9 protein-coding genes and 1 tRNA gene are annotated in these 13,725 nt (G+C 73.0%); all 10 read right to left on the minus strand.

Features of this window, described 5'->3' with window-relative positions; all coding sequences use genetic code 11:
- Positions 1 to 11: 11 nt before the first annotated feature.
- The gene (locus tag BN344_RS05940; RefSeq protein WP_231486516.1) at positions 12 to 4,580 is read right to left on the minus strand and encodes a PKD domain-containing protein; all 4,569 of its coding nucleotides are present in this window, start codon (positions 4,578 to 4,580) and stop codon (positions 12 to 14) included.
- Positions 4,581 to 4,875: 295 nt separating this feature from the next.
- Positions 4,876 to 5,580, minus strand: a complete 705-nt coding sequence (locus BN344_RS05945; protein WP_040337350.1) for a hypothetical protein — start codon at positions 5,578 to 5,580, stop codon at positions 4,876 to 4,878.
- Positions 5,577 to 6,338 carry a CDP-alcohol phosphatidyltransferase family protein gene (locus BN344_RS05950; protein ID WP_051515581.1) on the minus strand — a complete coding sequence of 254 codons (762 nt, stop codon included), beginning with the start codon at positions 6,336 to 6,338 and terminating at the stop codon, positions 5,577 to 5,579. The genes BN344_RS05945 and BN344_RS05950 overlap by 4 nt, the downstream gene beginning before the upstream one ends.
- Positions 6,335 to 7,558, minus strand: a complete 1,224-nt coding sequence (locus tag BN344_RS05955; protein WP_040338024.1) for a DUF1972 domain-containing protein — start codon at positions 7,556 to 7,558, stop codon at positions 6,335 to 6,337. Before BN344_RS05955 ends, BN344_RS05950 begins: the two co-directional genes overlap by 4 nt.
- Positions 7,559 to 7,724: 166 nt before the next feature.
- Complete coding sequence (locus BN344_RS05960) at positions 7,725 to 9,149, minus strand: sugar transferase (protein WP_166518193.1); 1,425 nt, start codon at positions 9,147 to 9,149, stop codon at positions 7,725 to 7,727.
- Positions 9,150 to 9,407: 258 nt separating this feature from the next.
- Entirely contained in the window at positions 9,408 to 9,971 is a 564-nt protein-coding gene (gene pth / locus BN344_RS05965) for an aminoacyl-tRNA hydrolase (protein ID WP_040337351.1), read from the minus strand.
- Positions 9,972 to 10,063: 92 nt separating this feature from the next.
- Positions 10,064 to 10,777, minus strand: coding sequence for a 50S ribosomal protein L25/general stress protein Ctc (locus BN344_RS05970; RefSeq protein ID WP_040337352.1), 714 nt, complete (start codon positions 10,775 to 10,777; stop codon positions 10,064 to 10,066).
- A 271-nt stretch (positions 10,778 to 11,048) separates the two neighbouring features.
- Positions 11,049 to 12,029 carry a ribose-phosphate diphosphokinase gene (locus BN344_RS05975; protein ID WP_040337353.1) on the minus strand — a complete coding sequence of 327 codons (981 nt, stop codon included), beginning with the start codon at positions 12,027 to 12,029 and terminating at the stop codon, positions 11,049 to 11,051.
- The gene (gene glmU, locus BN344_RS05980; protein ID WP_040337354.1) at positions 12,026 to 13,531 is read right to left on the minus strand and encodes a bifunctional UDP-N-acetylglucosamine diphosphorylase/glucosamine-1-phosphate N-acetyltransferase GlmU; all 1,506 of its coding nucleotides are present in this window, start codon (positions 13,529 to 13,531) and stop codon (positions 12,026 to 12,028) included. Before glmU ends, BN344_RS05975 begins: the two co-directional genes overlap by 4 nt.
- Positions 13,532 to 13,560: 29 nt before the next feature.
- Positions 13,561 to 13,633: transfer RNA gene (locus BN344_RS05985), tRNA-Gln, on the minus strand.
- Positions 13,634 to 13,725: the final 92 nt, after the last annotated feature.

Raw genomic sequence — 13,725 nt, forward strand, 5'->3', positions numbered from 1 at the left:
GGAGGGAGTGGTCAGCCGATCGCGCGCACCGCGAAGCCGGTGAACCGGACCGCGGTGGGCGCGGTGGCGCTGCCGGCGAGATAGGCGGAGATGCCCACGGCACCGGCTGCCTGCAGCGACGGAGTGGCGTCGGTCCTGGTGAGCGTGGGCGCGAGCGGCTCGGACTGACCGTCCGCCCACACGGTCGCGGCGAGCTGTGCCGTGCCGGTGCCCGCCACGCGCAGCCGGACGTTGAGCGGGGTGCCCGGCGCCGAGCTCACCCCCGGGACGACGACCTCACCACCGATGACCGTCTCGGTGAACGAGCCGGACAGCCGGGTGATGGCCAGCCGCACGGTGCCGTCGGTCAGGAACCGCAGGCGGGCCCGGTAGAGGTCGGTCGCACTGACCCGCCGCCCCGCGATGTAGACCGACGTCCCGCCGCCCGTGGGTGCCTGCTCCAGCGCGAGCGAGGCGTGCACGTCCACGTCGGAGAGCGACACCCCGGAGAGGAACGAGCCGGTGTTGTTGCCCGGCGCCGTCAGCTCCAGCCGCGCCGCACCCGGGGTGACCGACTGACGGTTGCCTCCGAACTGCACCGTCCAGTCGCCGCCGACGTCCGCGGTTCCCAGCCCCCCGGTGACCGTGCGGGCGAAGGTGTCGACCGCCACGGGAGCGGGGGCACCCGGGTCCTCCGGACCGTCGGGCGACACCACGGTGACGGACTCGGTGGCCGTGTCCGTCGCACCCTGCTCGTCGGTCACCGTCAGCGTCACCGTGTACGTCCCGGCTGCCGCGTAGGTGTGGTTCGCCGTCGCGCCGGTCCCCGTGGCGCCGTCTCCGAAGTTCCAGCCGTAGGAAGCGACGGTGCCGTCGGCATCGGAGGAGGCGGAGGCGTCCACGGACACCGCCAGCCCCTCCACGGCGGACGTGAACGTCGCCGTCGGCGCCTGGTTGGTCTCCGGAGCCGGCGCCGGAGCGCCCACCGGCACCGCGGTGAGCCCGGTGAACCGCACGACGACCGGACGGGTGGACGAGGCAGACAGGTAGCCGGACAGGCCGATCGAACCGGCGGCCTGCAGCGAGGACGTCGAGTCGGTACGGGTCACCGTCGGCTCGGCCGGCTCGTCGGTGCCCGCGGCCCACACGCTCGCCGCGAGCTCGGTGGTGCCGACGCCCTCAGCCAGGGCCCGGACGTTCAGCACAGTGCCTGCGGTGTAGGTCAGTCCGGGGACCACCTGCTCCCCGCCGATCACCGTCTCGCTGGCCGTGCCGGAGAGCCGGGTGAAGGCGACCCGCACCGAACCGTCGGCCAGGACCCGGACCCGCGTGCGGTACTCCTGGTTCGTCCCGACCCGCCGGACGGGGAGGTAGACCGACGCCCCGCCACCGGTGGGCACCTCGGCCAGCGAGAGCGCCGTCCGGAGGTCGACGCTCGTCTGCGAGACACCCGCGAGGTAGGAGCCCGTGTTGGTGCCCGGGGTCAGGTTCAGCACCGCCGCGCCCGGGGCCACCGACTGGCGGTTCCCGCCGGCGGACACCACCCAGGTGCCGCCCACGTCCGCGGCGCCCAGGCCACCGGTCGCGGTCCGTCCGAAGGCGTCCGCGGCCAGGACCGTCGCCTCGACGACCGACACGACCTGCTCGGACGTACCGGTCGCGCCGTCGTCGTCGGTCACGCGGAGCGTCACGGTGTACGTGCCCGCTGCCGCGTAGACGTGCTGCGCCGTCGCACCAGTGCCGGTCGACCCGTCACCGAAGTCCCACTCGTGGGAGGCGACGGTGCCGTCCGTGTCGGCGGAGGCCGTCCCGTCGACGGAGACCGTCAGGCCGGACGTGGCAGCGGAGAACGCAGCCGTCGGAGCGGCGTTCGGCGGCGGGTCGGTCACCGTCACCGGAGCCGACACCTGTGCGGTCGCACCGTCGTCGTCGGTCACCGTCAGCGTCACCGGGTACGTGCCGGCCGCCGCGTAGACGTGCTGCGCCGTCGCACCGGTGCCCGTCGACCCGTCACCGAAGTCCCACGCGTACGAGGCGATGCTGCCGTCCTCGTCGGTCGAGCCACGGCCGTCGAACGAGGCCTCGAGGTCGGCCACCGTGGAGGTGAACGCGGCCGTCGGCAGCAGGTTGATGGCGCTCCCGGTGGCCCCGACGCTGTAGTGATTGGCCACCCGGTCGGCCGACAGCGCGGTCGGGTAGACGGCGACCTCGTCGATGCGGCCGGCGAAGTAGGCGGCACCGGACCAGCTGGTGTCACCACCCACGCGCCAGTAGCCGTTGTAGACCTGCGCCGACGTCGTGTCGGTCCGCGAACCGACCAGGACGCCGTCGACGTACAGCGCCATGCCCGCCGGGCTCAGCGACGCGGCGACGTGGTGCCACTGCCCGTCGTTGTAGGCGTCCGGGCTGGTGACGACCCGTTCTGCCCCCGGGTAGACACCGAAGTTCAGCCGGCCGGCGGCGTTCATGTACACGTGCCGGTCGTAGTTGCTGCTGTTCCCGGTCGCCGAGCTGCCGAAGCCGAGGATCTTGCCGCCGGAGGTGGTCGTGGTCTGGAACCAGGCCTCGACGGTGAACGTCTGCGGGCCACCGACGAGCGACTGCGTGGACAGGAAGCCCCGGTTGGCGCCGAGGGTCGTGGCGTTGAACTGGTAGGCGGTGTCGGGGTCACCCGTGACCGCACCGGTCACGCCCCTCGTCGGGGTCGTCCCGTTCGCGCCGGTCCGGACGGCCAGGTCACCCGCACCTGCGTAGTCGTACGCGACGTCGCCGGAGGGCTCGCCCAGCGGCCAGTAGTGCGTCGCGCCGTCGCCCCGCACGGTGTCGCTGTAGGGCCGCGGAGCGATGTCGCCCTCGGCGACCTCCACCGACAGCCACGGCGAGTTCGCCCGGTTGCCCGTGGGGTCGAAGGCGCTCACCCGGTAGGTGTGCGCACCGGCGGACACCCCGAGGTCGACGAAGCCCATCGCCTGCGGGCTCCACCAGATGGACGACCGCGTCGTCTCGTACACGGGGACGGGGTCGTTGTCCCGGTAGACCCGGTAGACCAGGTGCTCGTTGTCCTGGTCGTTGGTGGTGCTCCACTTGACGCGGACCATGCCGCCCATCGGGGAGTCCACCGACGGCGCCAGAGCGCCCGCGGCCGGCCCCACGCGGTTCGGGGCGCTGCTCGGCACCGCGTAGCGGACCAGACCCTGCTGACCCGTGCCGTTGACGCGGGGGAACTCACCGCCGTAGACGACGTACTGGTCGTTGCCCGCGACGCTCCACCCGGCCTGGTACTGCTTCGTGTACGACCCCATCGCCATCGTGGGGAACCAGGTGAGCAGCGAGGGAGCCGGCTTGCCCTGCAGCAGGGTTCCGCTGGAGGGGTACTGCCTCTCGTTGACGTGCACGATCGTGCCGTCGGGCTTCACCCGGCTGTTGGTCAGCGTGCTGGAGCCCACGGTGCCCGTCGCCTCCGCGCTGACGGCGGTGGCGTAGCGGTGGATGCGCGGGTTGTGCTCGTGGTAGCCGCCGATGTTGGCGCAGACGTGCGGGTGGCCGGCGATGTACACCGCGCCACCGAGCGGGAAGCTGGAGTAGGTGTCGCCCTGGCAGTCGTTGATCCAGACCACCGCTCCGCCGTCGGCGGCCGCGGCGAACCCGCCCTCGAGGTTGCCGGGCCCGTAGAAGTCGTACGACGTGCCGTAGACGTTCGTGCCGTCGGTCGACAGGTTGTTCACCGCACCGTTGATGCCCTGGTTGGTGATCAGCTGGTTGATCGCGAACGGCCGGGTGGCCCCCGTGACCGCGTCCAGCGCTCCGACGCCGGTCGCCTTGACACCGTTCAACGTGTCGAAGTGCCCGGCGGCGACGACCTGCGACCCACCGCTGGTGACGACCAGCGAACGGACCACGTCGCTGAGCGCCGTGTTCGTCGTCCCGCTCTGGGGACGGTTGAGCATCGGCCCGGTGCCGGGGACCGGGTTCCAGGGCAGCAGCGCCCCGTTGGTGGCCGAGAACGCCGCGAGACGGTGCCGGCTCTCCGAGCCCACCTGGGTGAACGCGCCGCCCACGTACACGGTGTCGCCCGAGGTGGCGATGGCGTTCACGCGGCCGTAGACGTTGGGCCGGAAGTCGGGGACCAGCTGACCGGTCGCGGTGCTGTAGGCCGCGATGCGCCGGCGCGGCTCGCCGTTCGCCTGGGTGAAGTCACCGCCGACGTAGATGCGCGAGCCGTCCGGCGAGGCCGCGACGACCATCGCCTGGGCGTCGAGGTCCGGAGCGAAGGAGGTGACCAGCTGCCCGGTGCGGATGTCGTAGGCGAGCAGGTTGCGGCGCACCGTCTCCTGCGTCCCTTCGGGCGCGCCGGCGGGACGCGCCCGGGTGAACTCACCGGCTGCGTACACGGTGTTGCCGACGACGACCTGGGACCAGACGACGCCGTTGATCTGCACGGTGGGCAGGGCGTCCGCGGTCACCGTCGTCGGAGTGGCCGGGTTGGTCGGGTCGAGTGGTGCGGAGTCCGCACGGGCCGTCCCCGAGAAGGCCATCCCCAGCGTGCCGACCGCCAGCAGCAGAGCCATGAGCCCCGCCAGTGCCGCGCGCGGCGCCGCCATGCGTGCAGACATCTTTTCCCCCATGCTCGTGTGGCGTCGACCAGCAACCCTGGGACCGACTGACGCACACTAAGCGTGACGACGGGCTCTCAGGCATCCCTCTAACCGGTGACCGTCCTGCGAGAACGCGTCGGTCGGCCCCCATCTGTGCACTCTGAGTGATCAGGCGTGTTCACGCGGTCGCATTCCGACCCATGCTGCCCTGCAAGGGGTTCGTCCACCCGCTGCACGGACGACGGAGCCCCCTCGAGCGTGTGCTCGAGGGGGCTCCGTCCAGGTGCTGCGGCCCGGGGCGTCAGCGCACCGGGCCGGAGAACACCGCCAGCGGAGCGCCGGCCTTGTAGCTGATCTCGACGGTGACGACGTCCCGTCGGTCCACCGGCACGCGGAAGACGTAGACCCCCTCGGCCGTGTCCGTCGGCGCGAGCACACCCACGAAAGGCGAGCGCGAGGGGTCGTCCAGTGGCGACGCGGGAGCGCGGTCCGGACCGGAGAAGACGTTGACCGAGATCCCGTCCAGAGGCACGTCCGTCGCCGTCTGGTTCACGACCCGCACCGTGAGCCGCAGCGCCGGACCGCCCACGTCCCCGGGGCCGGTCGGCGTGCCGTCGATCTCCTCGATGAGCGCGATCGATGCGGTGACCTCGTCCAGCGCGACCGCCTCGTCCAGCGCCACCGCGGGGAGGGCCGGCACCTCCACCTCACCGGCGTCGACCGGATCGGTACCGGGCGGTTCCGCCGGCTCGGGTGCGGGCGTCCCGCCGGTCGGCTCGGGCTCGGGCGTCGTCGACGGCGAGGCACTCGCGACGGGGTCGCCGGTCCGTGCGTCGTCGGACTCGTCGGAGCCCGTACCGAGGACGATGCCCAGGACCACCAGCGCCGCCAGCACCGCGGCAGCCGCGGTGACGAGCAGTGCCCGGCGCCGGACGAGGAGGCTCGGGCGACCGCCCGACGCAGCCTCGTCCCCGGAGGACGAACCGGGGTTCGGAGGGGAACTCATCGCGCCAACCTGCCCATCTCTCGATACCACTTCACCGACGCGAGCGTCAGGTAGACCGCCGTCGCACCGAACAGCACGGCGTAACCGGCAACGAACAACGACGGCGCACCCAGGAGCACGAACAGCAGGCACAGGACGCCGTAGTCGGTGGGCGCCACCATCAGGGACCGGACCACGCTGGGCCGCTCGGTGGACCGCTCCGCCCGCGTCCGCGAACCGTGCTGCGCACGGAGGGCCTCGTTCAGCAGGGTCGCGAAGAAGTGCACGACGGCCACGACGGCGAACCCCAGGGGCAGCAGGAGGAGTGCGTCGCCGTCGACGGTGTCGAACCGGTACCAGCCGATGAGCACCGCGAGATGCAGGGTCGCGATCTTGACCGAGTCCACCATGTGGTCCAGCCACTCTCCGGCCGGCGACCCACCCCCGCGCAGCCGGGCCAGTTGACCGTCGGCTGCGTCCAGGGCGTACCCGAGGACCAGGCAGGCCGAGACCGCGAGGCCCGTCGACCAACCCGGCGACACGAGGGCCAGCAGGGCGATGCCGGTGCCGGTGAACAGGGCACTGATGCCGGTGACCGCGTTGGGGGTGAGCCGGGCGTGGAACGCCAGGGCGGCCAGCAGTCGGCCGAGCTTCCGGTTCACGAACCGGCCGTACGCCGGTGCGCCGGCCGCACCCTTCTGGGCACCGGCCAACCGCGCGAGCGTCGCACCCAGGCTCTCGCCGTCCGGATGACGGCGGACCTGCTCCGTGACCGTCACTGTGCCCTCCGGAAGCGGACGACGACGGCGTCCTCCTCGTCCGCCGGCTCGCTGCGCGGCGCCGGCACGCGGAACGGCTCCGGCGGCTGCACCGACAGGCGCCGGCCGCGGGGCCGCCGGGACGGGAACTCACGGCGGGCCAGCGTCAGCGCGAGCTGCTCGTAGCCTGCCGCGACGTCGTCCCAGCTGTAGTGCTCGGCGAGCTCTCGCGCCCGCAGACCGGACTTCACGACGCCCTCCGGGTCGGCCTCCGTGGCGTCGACCAGCGCGGCGACGTCCGCGGGGTTGGCGAAGTAGCGGCCGGACTCGGCGACCACCTCGCGGTTGAAGTCCACGTCATAGGCCAGCACGGCGGCACCGGCACCGATGGCCCGCAGCAGTGAGGGGTTCGTCCCGCCGACGGAGTGACCGTGCAGGTAGGTATAGGCGCTCGCGTACAGCTGGTCGAGCTGCACCTGGTCCCAGACCCCGCCGAGGAAGCGCACGCGCTCGTCGGCAGCGGCGTGCACCCGTGCTGTGTAGGCGTCGGAGTAGGGCGCGGAACCGACCACCACCAGGGGCTTGGTCGCCGAGCTGCGGGTGTACCCCTCGACGATGACGTCGACGTGGTTCTCCGGCTCGAAGCGGGCGACGACCAGGTGGTAGCCGCCCGGGGTGAGACCCAGCTCGGCCAGCCGGTCGGCTCCGGGTTCGATCAGCGGCGCGCCGTAGCTCAGCAGCGTGGTCGGAGCGGCGAACTCGCGGCGGTAGTAGTCGGCGATGCCTTGCGCATCGGCGATGAGGGCGTCGGACCACCGCACGGCCATCGACTCGGCGATCCGGTAGTAGCGCTGGCCGACCGGTCCCCACTTGGCGCGCTTCCACTCGAGCCCGTCGACGTGCGTCGCGACCGGGATGCGGGCGGCGCGCAGCAGCGGCAGCAGGGGCGAGTTGGCGGCGTTGAAGACGATCGCGGCGTCGGTCCGGTGTCGCACGAGGTGCGCCACCGACAGCGCGGTGTGGCTCAGGGTCTCCAGCGAGCGCTTGCGCGCGGCCGGCAGGTGGACGAGGTCCATGCCCAGGTGCTGCTCGAGCCGTTCGCCGTCGTCCCCGGCGGTCCGGCAGTAGACGACGACGCTGTGACCGCGGTCGGCCAGCCTGCGGCCGACCTCCTCGACAGCCGTCTCGAAGCCGCCGTACCGCGCGGGCACACCGCGGGTTCCCACCATGGCGATCCGCATGGTGCCTCCGTTCGTCTCGTCCCCCGAGGTCGGTCTCCCCGTCGGGATCGAGGCCGCCACCTGCCGAGACCTCATGATCACGGTCCGGAGGCGTCAGCGGGCCCGTCCGGGTGGTCGCCTGACCCGGACGGGTGACCGGCGCCGGAGGCGTCCCAGGGCGGAGGCGTCAGTACGCGCCGGAGCGGCTGAGCACGGCCCGGCCGGTCTTCCAGAGGATCAGGAAGTCGGTCGCCAGCGACCAGTTCTCGACGTAGCGGAGGTCCAGCCGGACGGCCTCCTCCCAGGGCAGGTCGCTGCGGCCGGAGATCTGCCACAGGCCGGTGAGCCCCGGCTTCACGAGCAGCCGCCGGCTGACCGAGGAGTCGTAGCGGGCCACCTCACCCGGCAGGGGCGGACGCGGGCCCACGAGCGCCATCGAGCCGCCCAGGACGTTGAGCAGCTGCGGCAGCTCGTCGAGCGACAGCCGGCGCAGCCAGCGGCCGACCGGGGTGACCCGCGGGTCCTCCCGCATCTTGAACAGCGGCCCGTCGGAGATGTTGCCCGCCTGGATGGCCTCGAGGCGCTGGTCGGCGTCGACCACCATGCTGCGGAATTTGAGCATGGTGAAGGCCCGGCCGTTGATCCCGATCCGCTCCTGGCGGTACAGCGCCGGCCCCGAGCTGGAGAGCCGGACGGCCAGCGCGATGCCGGCCAGGACCGGCGCGAGGGCCAGGAGCGCCAGCGCCGCGGCGCAGCGGTCGAACGCGCCCTTGACCATGCGCTGCCAGCCCTCGAAGCGCGGCTGCTCGACCGACAGGAGGGGCAGGCCCTCGAACGGCCGGATGTGCAGCCTCGGCCCGGCCACCTCGATCAGCCCCGGCGCGACCAGCAGCTCGACGCCGGTCCCCTCCAGGTGCCAGGAGAGCTGGCGCAGGTACTGCGCGGCCGTCTCGCTCGCCGAGGTCACCGCGATGGTGTCCGCGCCCAGGCGGGCGGCCAGCTCGACGACGTCGTCGAGGCCGCCGACGGGGACGTCCACCTGACCGCCGATGCGGTCGAGGTCGCCCGGGGTCACGCAGAAGCCGACGACGTCCAGGCCGGCGTAGTTCTCCCGCCGTAGGCGGTCGGCGAGCTCGAGGACCGCCCCACCGCGGCCGACGACCACCACGCGCTTGGTGCACCGGCCCCGCGCCCGGAGACGCCGCAGGTGGCAGCGCGCGGCGTACCGCCAGAGCAGGGTGGCGACCGTGAGCGCCGGCACGCCGACGACGACCAGCGCCCGGCTCAGGTCGAGCCCGGCGGCGTAGGAGACGAAGCCGGCGATCGCCAGCAGGAGGAGCCCCGCGCGCCCGACGGTCCGGTACTCGTCGCTGCCCGTCCCGAACACCCGCTCGGCGTGGGCGCCACAGGCCCAGAGGAGGACCGGCCACGCGGGGACGAGCGCCACTGCTGCCCAGAAGAGGGACGGCGTGGGTGGCAGACCCTCGGGCCGGGTCAGGACGACCCCGGCTCCCACGGCCGCTGCGGTGAGCGCCTCGACGACGGCGAGGCCGCGGGCGTAGGTGCGGACCCAGCCCGCGGTGGTGACACGCTCGAGCGGAGGTTCGGGCACGGGCGCAGGCGCCCGCCGAGGGGCCGGGATGAGTCCCAGCCCGCAGTCCACTACGTCCTTGTCCACCAGCACGACGTGCCCCCCGTTACGCTTCGTAATCGAGTCGATACATCGGGGGCGAGGCGACGAGCCTCTGAACTGGACGTTCCCCCCGGAAGATGTCCTCGACGCCGGGGGCAACCCTCACAGTCCGTGATCAGTGCAGTCAACCCACGAGGGCTGGCTTCACCCTTTCGGACCTGCCGGGCGGCAGTCCACCTAGCTGCGCGGGTGGACGTCGTTCTGCGCGGCCTCCAGACCACCGGCCAGCAGCGCCTCGGTGGCGTCGGCCGCCTCGACCAGCAGGAGGTCCAGCTCCTTCCGCTCGGTCGAGGAGAAGTCCTTCAGCACGAAGTCGGCGGGGTCCTGCCGGCCCGGGGGGCGGCCGATGCCGACGCGCACACGCAGGTAGTCCCGGGTCCCGGTGGACCGGGAGATCGACCGCAGGCCGTTGTGCCCGCCCTCCCCGCCGCCGCGCTTCAGGCGGACGGCCGAGAACGGGATGTCGAGCTCGTCGTGCACGACGACGAGGTCCGAGACGGGAAGCTTGTGGTAGTCGAGCAGCCCGCGCACGGGTCCGCCCGACTCGTTCATGTACGTCAGGGGACGGGCGAGCACGACCCGGCGTCCGGCCAACCTCCCCTCACCGCTCACCGCGCGGGACCGGGCGCCCTTGCCGGGCGAGAGCCGGATGCCGGCCCGGTCGGCCAGCACGTCGAGCACCATCGCGCCGACGTTGTGCCGGTGCCCGGCGTACCCGGGACCGGGGTTGCCGAGCCCCACGACGAGGAAGGGCCCCTCGCTGGGAACGGACGCCTCGGGGGCGCCGGCAGTGCCGGCGCCCCCGAGGGTCGTGCTGTCGCTCAGGGGATGCCTCAGCTGTCCGCGGACTTCTCGGCCGAGTCCATCGACTCGCCGCTGCCCTGGTCCTGCGGCTCGGGCACGACGTCGCCCTCGCCCTCGCCCTCGGCGGCCTCGCCCGACTCCTCCTTCTCGATGCCGGCCTCGGCCTCGGCCTCGGCGAGCTCGGCCTCGAGGGCCTCGGCGGTCGGGGCGGCCATGAGGTTGACCACGAGGTAGGTCTCGTCGGTGAGCAGGGTGGCGCCGCGGGGCAGCGTCAGGTCGGCGACGGTGAAGCCCTCGCCGACGCCGCGGCCGGTGACGTCGACCTCGATCGACTCGGGGATGCTCGTGGCGGCCACCTGCACCGAGACGGTGTTGAGCTCGATGCTCACCAGGGTGTCGGGGGCGGGATCGCCGACGACGACGACCGGGACGTCCACGGTGACCTTCTCGCCGCGGCGGACGATGACCAGGTCGACGTGCTCGTGGGTGCGCTTGATCGGGTCGCGCTGCACGGCCTTGGTCAGGGCCAGCTGGTCCTTGCCGTCGAGGACGACGGTGAGCAGGGCGTTGGAGCCACCGTTGCGCAGCGCCGCGGCGAACTCGCGGGCCGGCAGCGACAGGTGGACGACGTCCTGGCCGTGCCCGTAGAGGACGGCGGGGACGCGGCCGGCGCGGCGGGTGCGACGCGCGCTGCCCTTGCCGAACTCGGTGCGGATCTCGGCTTCGAGCCGGAAGTCAGCCACGGTGATGTGCTCCTCGAGAGGTGGATCGGATCTGCGGGCCGGCGCACGAGCGCGGCACACCGCCAGGGATTCCCACCGGAGCACGCACGTCGATCACGGAGCAGGAGCTCCCTCGCCGGGCAACGGGAAAGAGGATACGCGACGAGTTGCGGCAGACGCGCAGCGGTGGGCCGATCGCGGGGCCCGGAGGGTCCCCGACCGGAACATGGGCAGCGGCTCGGCCCAGGCCGGGACGGCGCCCGGCCGCGGTGTGATCCGGAGGAACGCGGTGTTACGAGGCGCCGTCGAAGAGCGACGTCACGGATCCGTCCTCGAAGACCTCCTTGATGGCCCGCGCGAGCAGCGGGGCGATCGAGAGGACGGTGAGCTTGTCGAACCGGCGCTCGGGCTCGATGGGCAGCGTGTTCGTGATGATGACCTCGCTGACCTTGCTGTTGGACAGCCGCTCGGTGGCGGGTCCGGACAGCACGCCGTGCGTCGCGGCGACGATGACGTCGGCGGCGCCCGCGTCGAAGAGCGTCTCGGCGGCCTTCACGATCGTGCCGCCGGTGTCGATCATGTCGTCGACCAGGATGCAGACCCGGCCCTCGACCTCGCCGACCACGCGGTTGGCCACGACCTCGTTGGCGACCAGCGGGTCACGGGTCTTGTGGATGAAGGCCAGCGGAGTGCCGCCGAGCTTGTCGCTCCACCGCTCGGAGACGCGCACCCGGCCGGAGTCGGGCGAGACGACGGTGATGTCGCGGTCGCCCCAACGCTCCTTGACGTGGTTGATGAGCAGGTCCATGGCGAACAGGTGGTCGACCGGGCCGTCGAAGAAGCCCTGGATCTGCGCCGTGTGCAGGTCGACGGTCATGAGCCGGTCGGCGCCGGCGGTCTTGAACAGGTCGGCGACCAGGCGCGCGGAGATCGGCTCGCGGCCGCGGTGCTTCTTGTCCTGCCGCGCGTACGGGAAGAAGGGGGCGACGACGGTGATGCGCTTGGCCGAGGCGCGCTTGAGCGCGTCGACCATGACCAACTGCTCCATGAGCCAGGTGTTGATCGGCGCCGTGTGGCTCTGCACCACGAAGGCGTCGCAGCCGCGCACCGACTCCTCGAAGCGCACGAACAGCTCGCCGTTGGCGAACTCGTAGGCGGCCGTCGGGGTGGGCGTCACGCCCAGGTGGCCGGCGATCTCGTCGGCGAGCTCGGGGTACGCCCGGCCGGAGAAGAGCATCAGGCTCTTGTTGGTGGTCTGCCGGATGGCACTCATCGGCTCTGCTGTCCCTCGTCGTCGTCGTGCACCCCGGGATCCCCGGGGGCGTCCGCACGCCGCTCGGCGGCGGCAGCGGCCTCCGCGGCGGGGCTACCCGGCCGTCGGCGTCGGACCCAGCCTCCCACATTCCGCTGGGCGGCCCGTGCCACGCCCATGGCCCCCGGGGGGACGTCCTTGGTGATCACCGAGCCGGCAGCGGTGTAGGCGCCGTCGCCGACGGTGACCGGCGCCACCAGCATGGTGTCGGACCCGATCCGCACCTGGTCACCGATCGTCGTGCGGTGCTTGGCGACCCCGTCGTAGTTCACGAAGACGGTCGCGGCCCCGACGTTCGAGCCGCGGCCGATGGTGGCGTCACCCACGTACGAGAGGTGTGGCACCTTGGAGCCCTCGCCCACCTCGACGTTCTTGGTCTCGACGAAGGCCCCCACCTTGCTGCCGCGGGCCAGGCGGGTGCCCGGGCGCAGGTAGCTGAAGGGGCCGACGGTGGACTCCGGCCCGATGACCGCCCCGAGGCAGTGCGAGCGGACGACCTCGGCCCCGGCCTCGACCGTGCAGTCGAGCAGCGTGGTGTCCGGCCCGACGACCGCTCCGGACGCGACCGTCGTCGTCCCCTGCAGGTGCGTGCCGGGCTCGAGGACGGCGTCGTTGCCGACGGTGACGGTGACGTCGACCCAGGTGGTCTGCGGGTCGACGACGGTGACCCCCTCGCGCATCAGCCGGTCGAGGACGCGGTCGTTGAGGGTGCGACGGCGCGCGGCGAGCTCGCGGCGGTCGTTGCACCCCAGGACGTCGTCGGGGTCCTCGGCGCGGACGCCACCGACCGGGGCGCCGTCGGCCACGAGCAGTCCGAGGACGTCGGTGACGTACAGCTCGCCCTGGTCGTTGCCGGAGCCGATGCGGGCCAGGCCGCTGCGCAGCGCGGCGGCGTCGCCGAGGTAGACCCCGGCGTTGACCTCGCGGATCGCGCGCTGCTCCGGCGTCGCGTCCCGCTCCTCCACGATCGCGGTGACCGCACCCGAGGCGTCGCGCACGATGCGCCCCAGCCCCGTCGGGTCGTCGACCGCGGCGGTGAGCACGGTGAACGCGTGGCCGGCGCGCGTGTGCTCGGCCACCAGGGCGCCGACGGTCTCCTCGCGCAGCAGGGGGGCGTCGCCGTTGACCAGCAGCACCGGCCCCTCGACCTCGGGGACGGCGGCCAGCGCGACGGCGGCGGCGTGCCCGGAGCCGCGCTGCTCCTCCTGGACGACCGGGAGCGCCCCGGGGGCGATCTCCGCGAGGTGCGCTTCCACCTGGTCGCGGCCGGACCCGACGACCACCACGGTCACCCCGGCCTGCAGCGGTGCGGTCGCGGCCAGGACGTGACCGAGCATCGAGCGGCCGCCGAGGGCGTGCAGCACCTTCGGCGTCGACGAGCGCATGCGCGTGCCCTGCCCGGCGGCGAGAACGACGACGGCGGCGACGGCCGGTCCCCCGGCGGGGGTCTCCTGGGGGCTCACGGATCTCCTCGGCGTGCTGGGCGGTCTTGCTGGGGGACTCGGACTCGAACCGAGACTGCACGGCTCCAAAGGCCGGCGGGCTGCCGATTACCCCATCCCCCACCCGCGGTGCGGATCGGCCGCACCCCGGGGGCGCCGCGCGGAGCGGTACCCGGTGCGAGCCTAGGGGGCGCGGGGCGCCGGGAGCACGCAGT

The sequence above is a fragment of the Candidatus Blastococcus massiliensis AP3 genome (genome assembly GCF_000582785.1).
Lineage (GTDB): Bacteria > Actinomycetota > Actinomycetes > Mycobacteriales > Geodermatophilaceae > Blastococcus > Blastococcus massiliensis.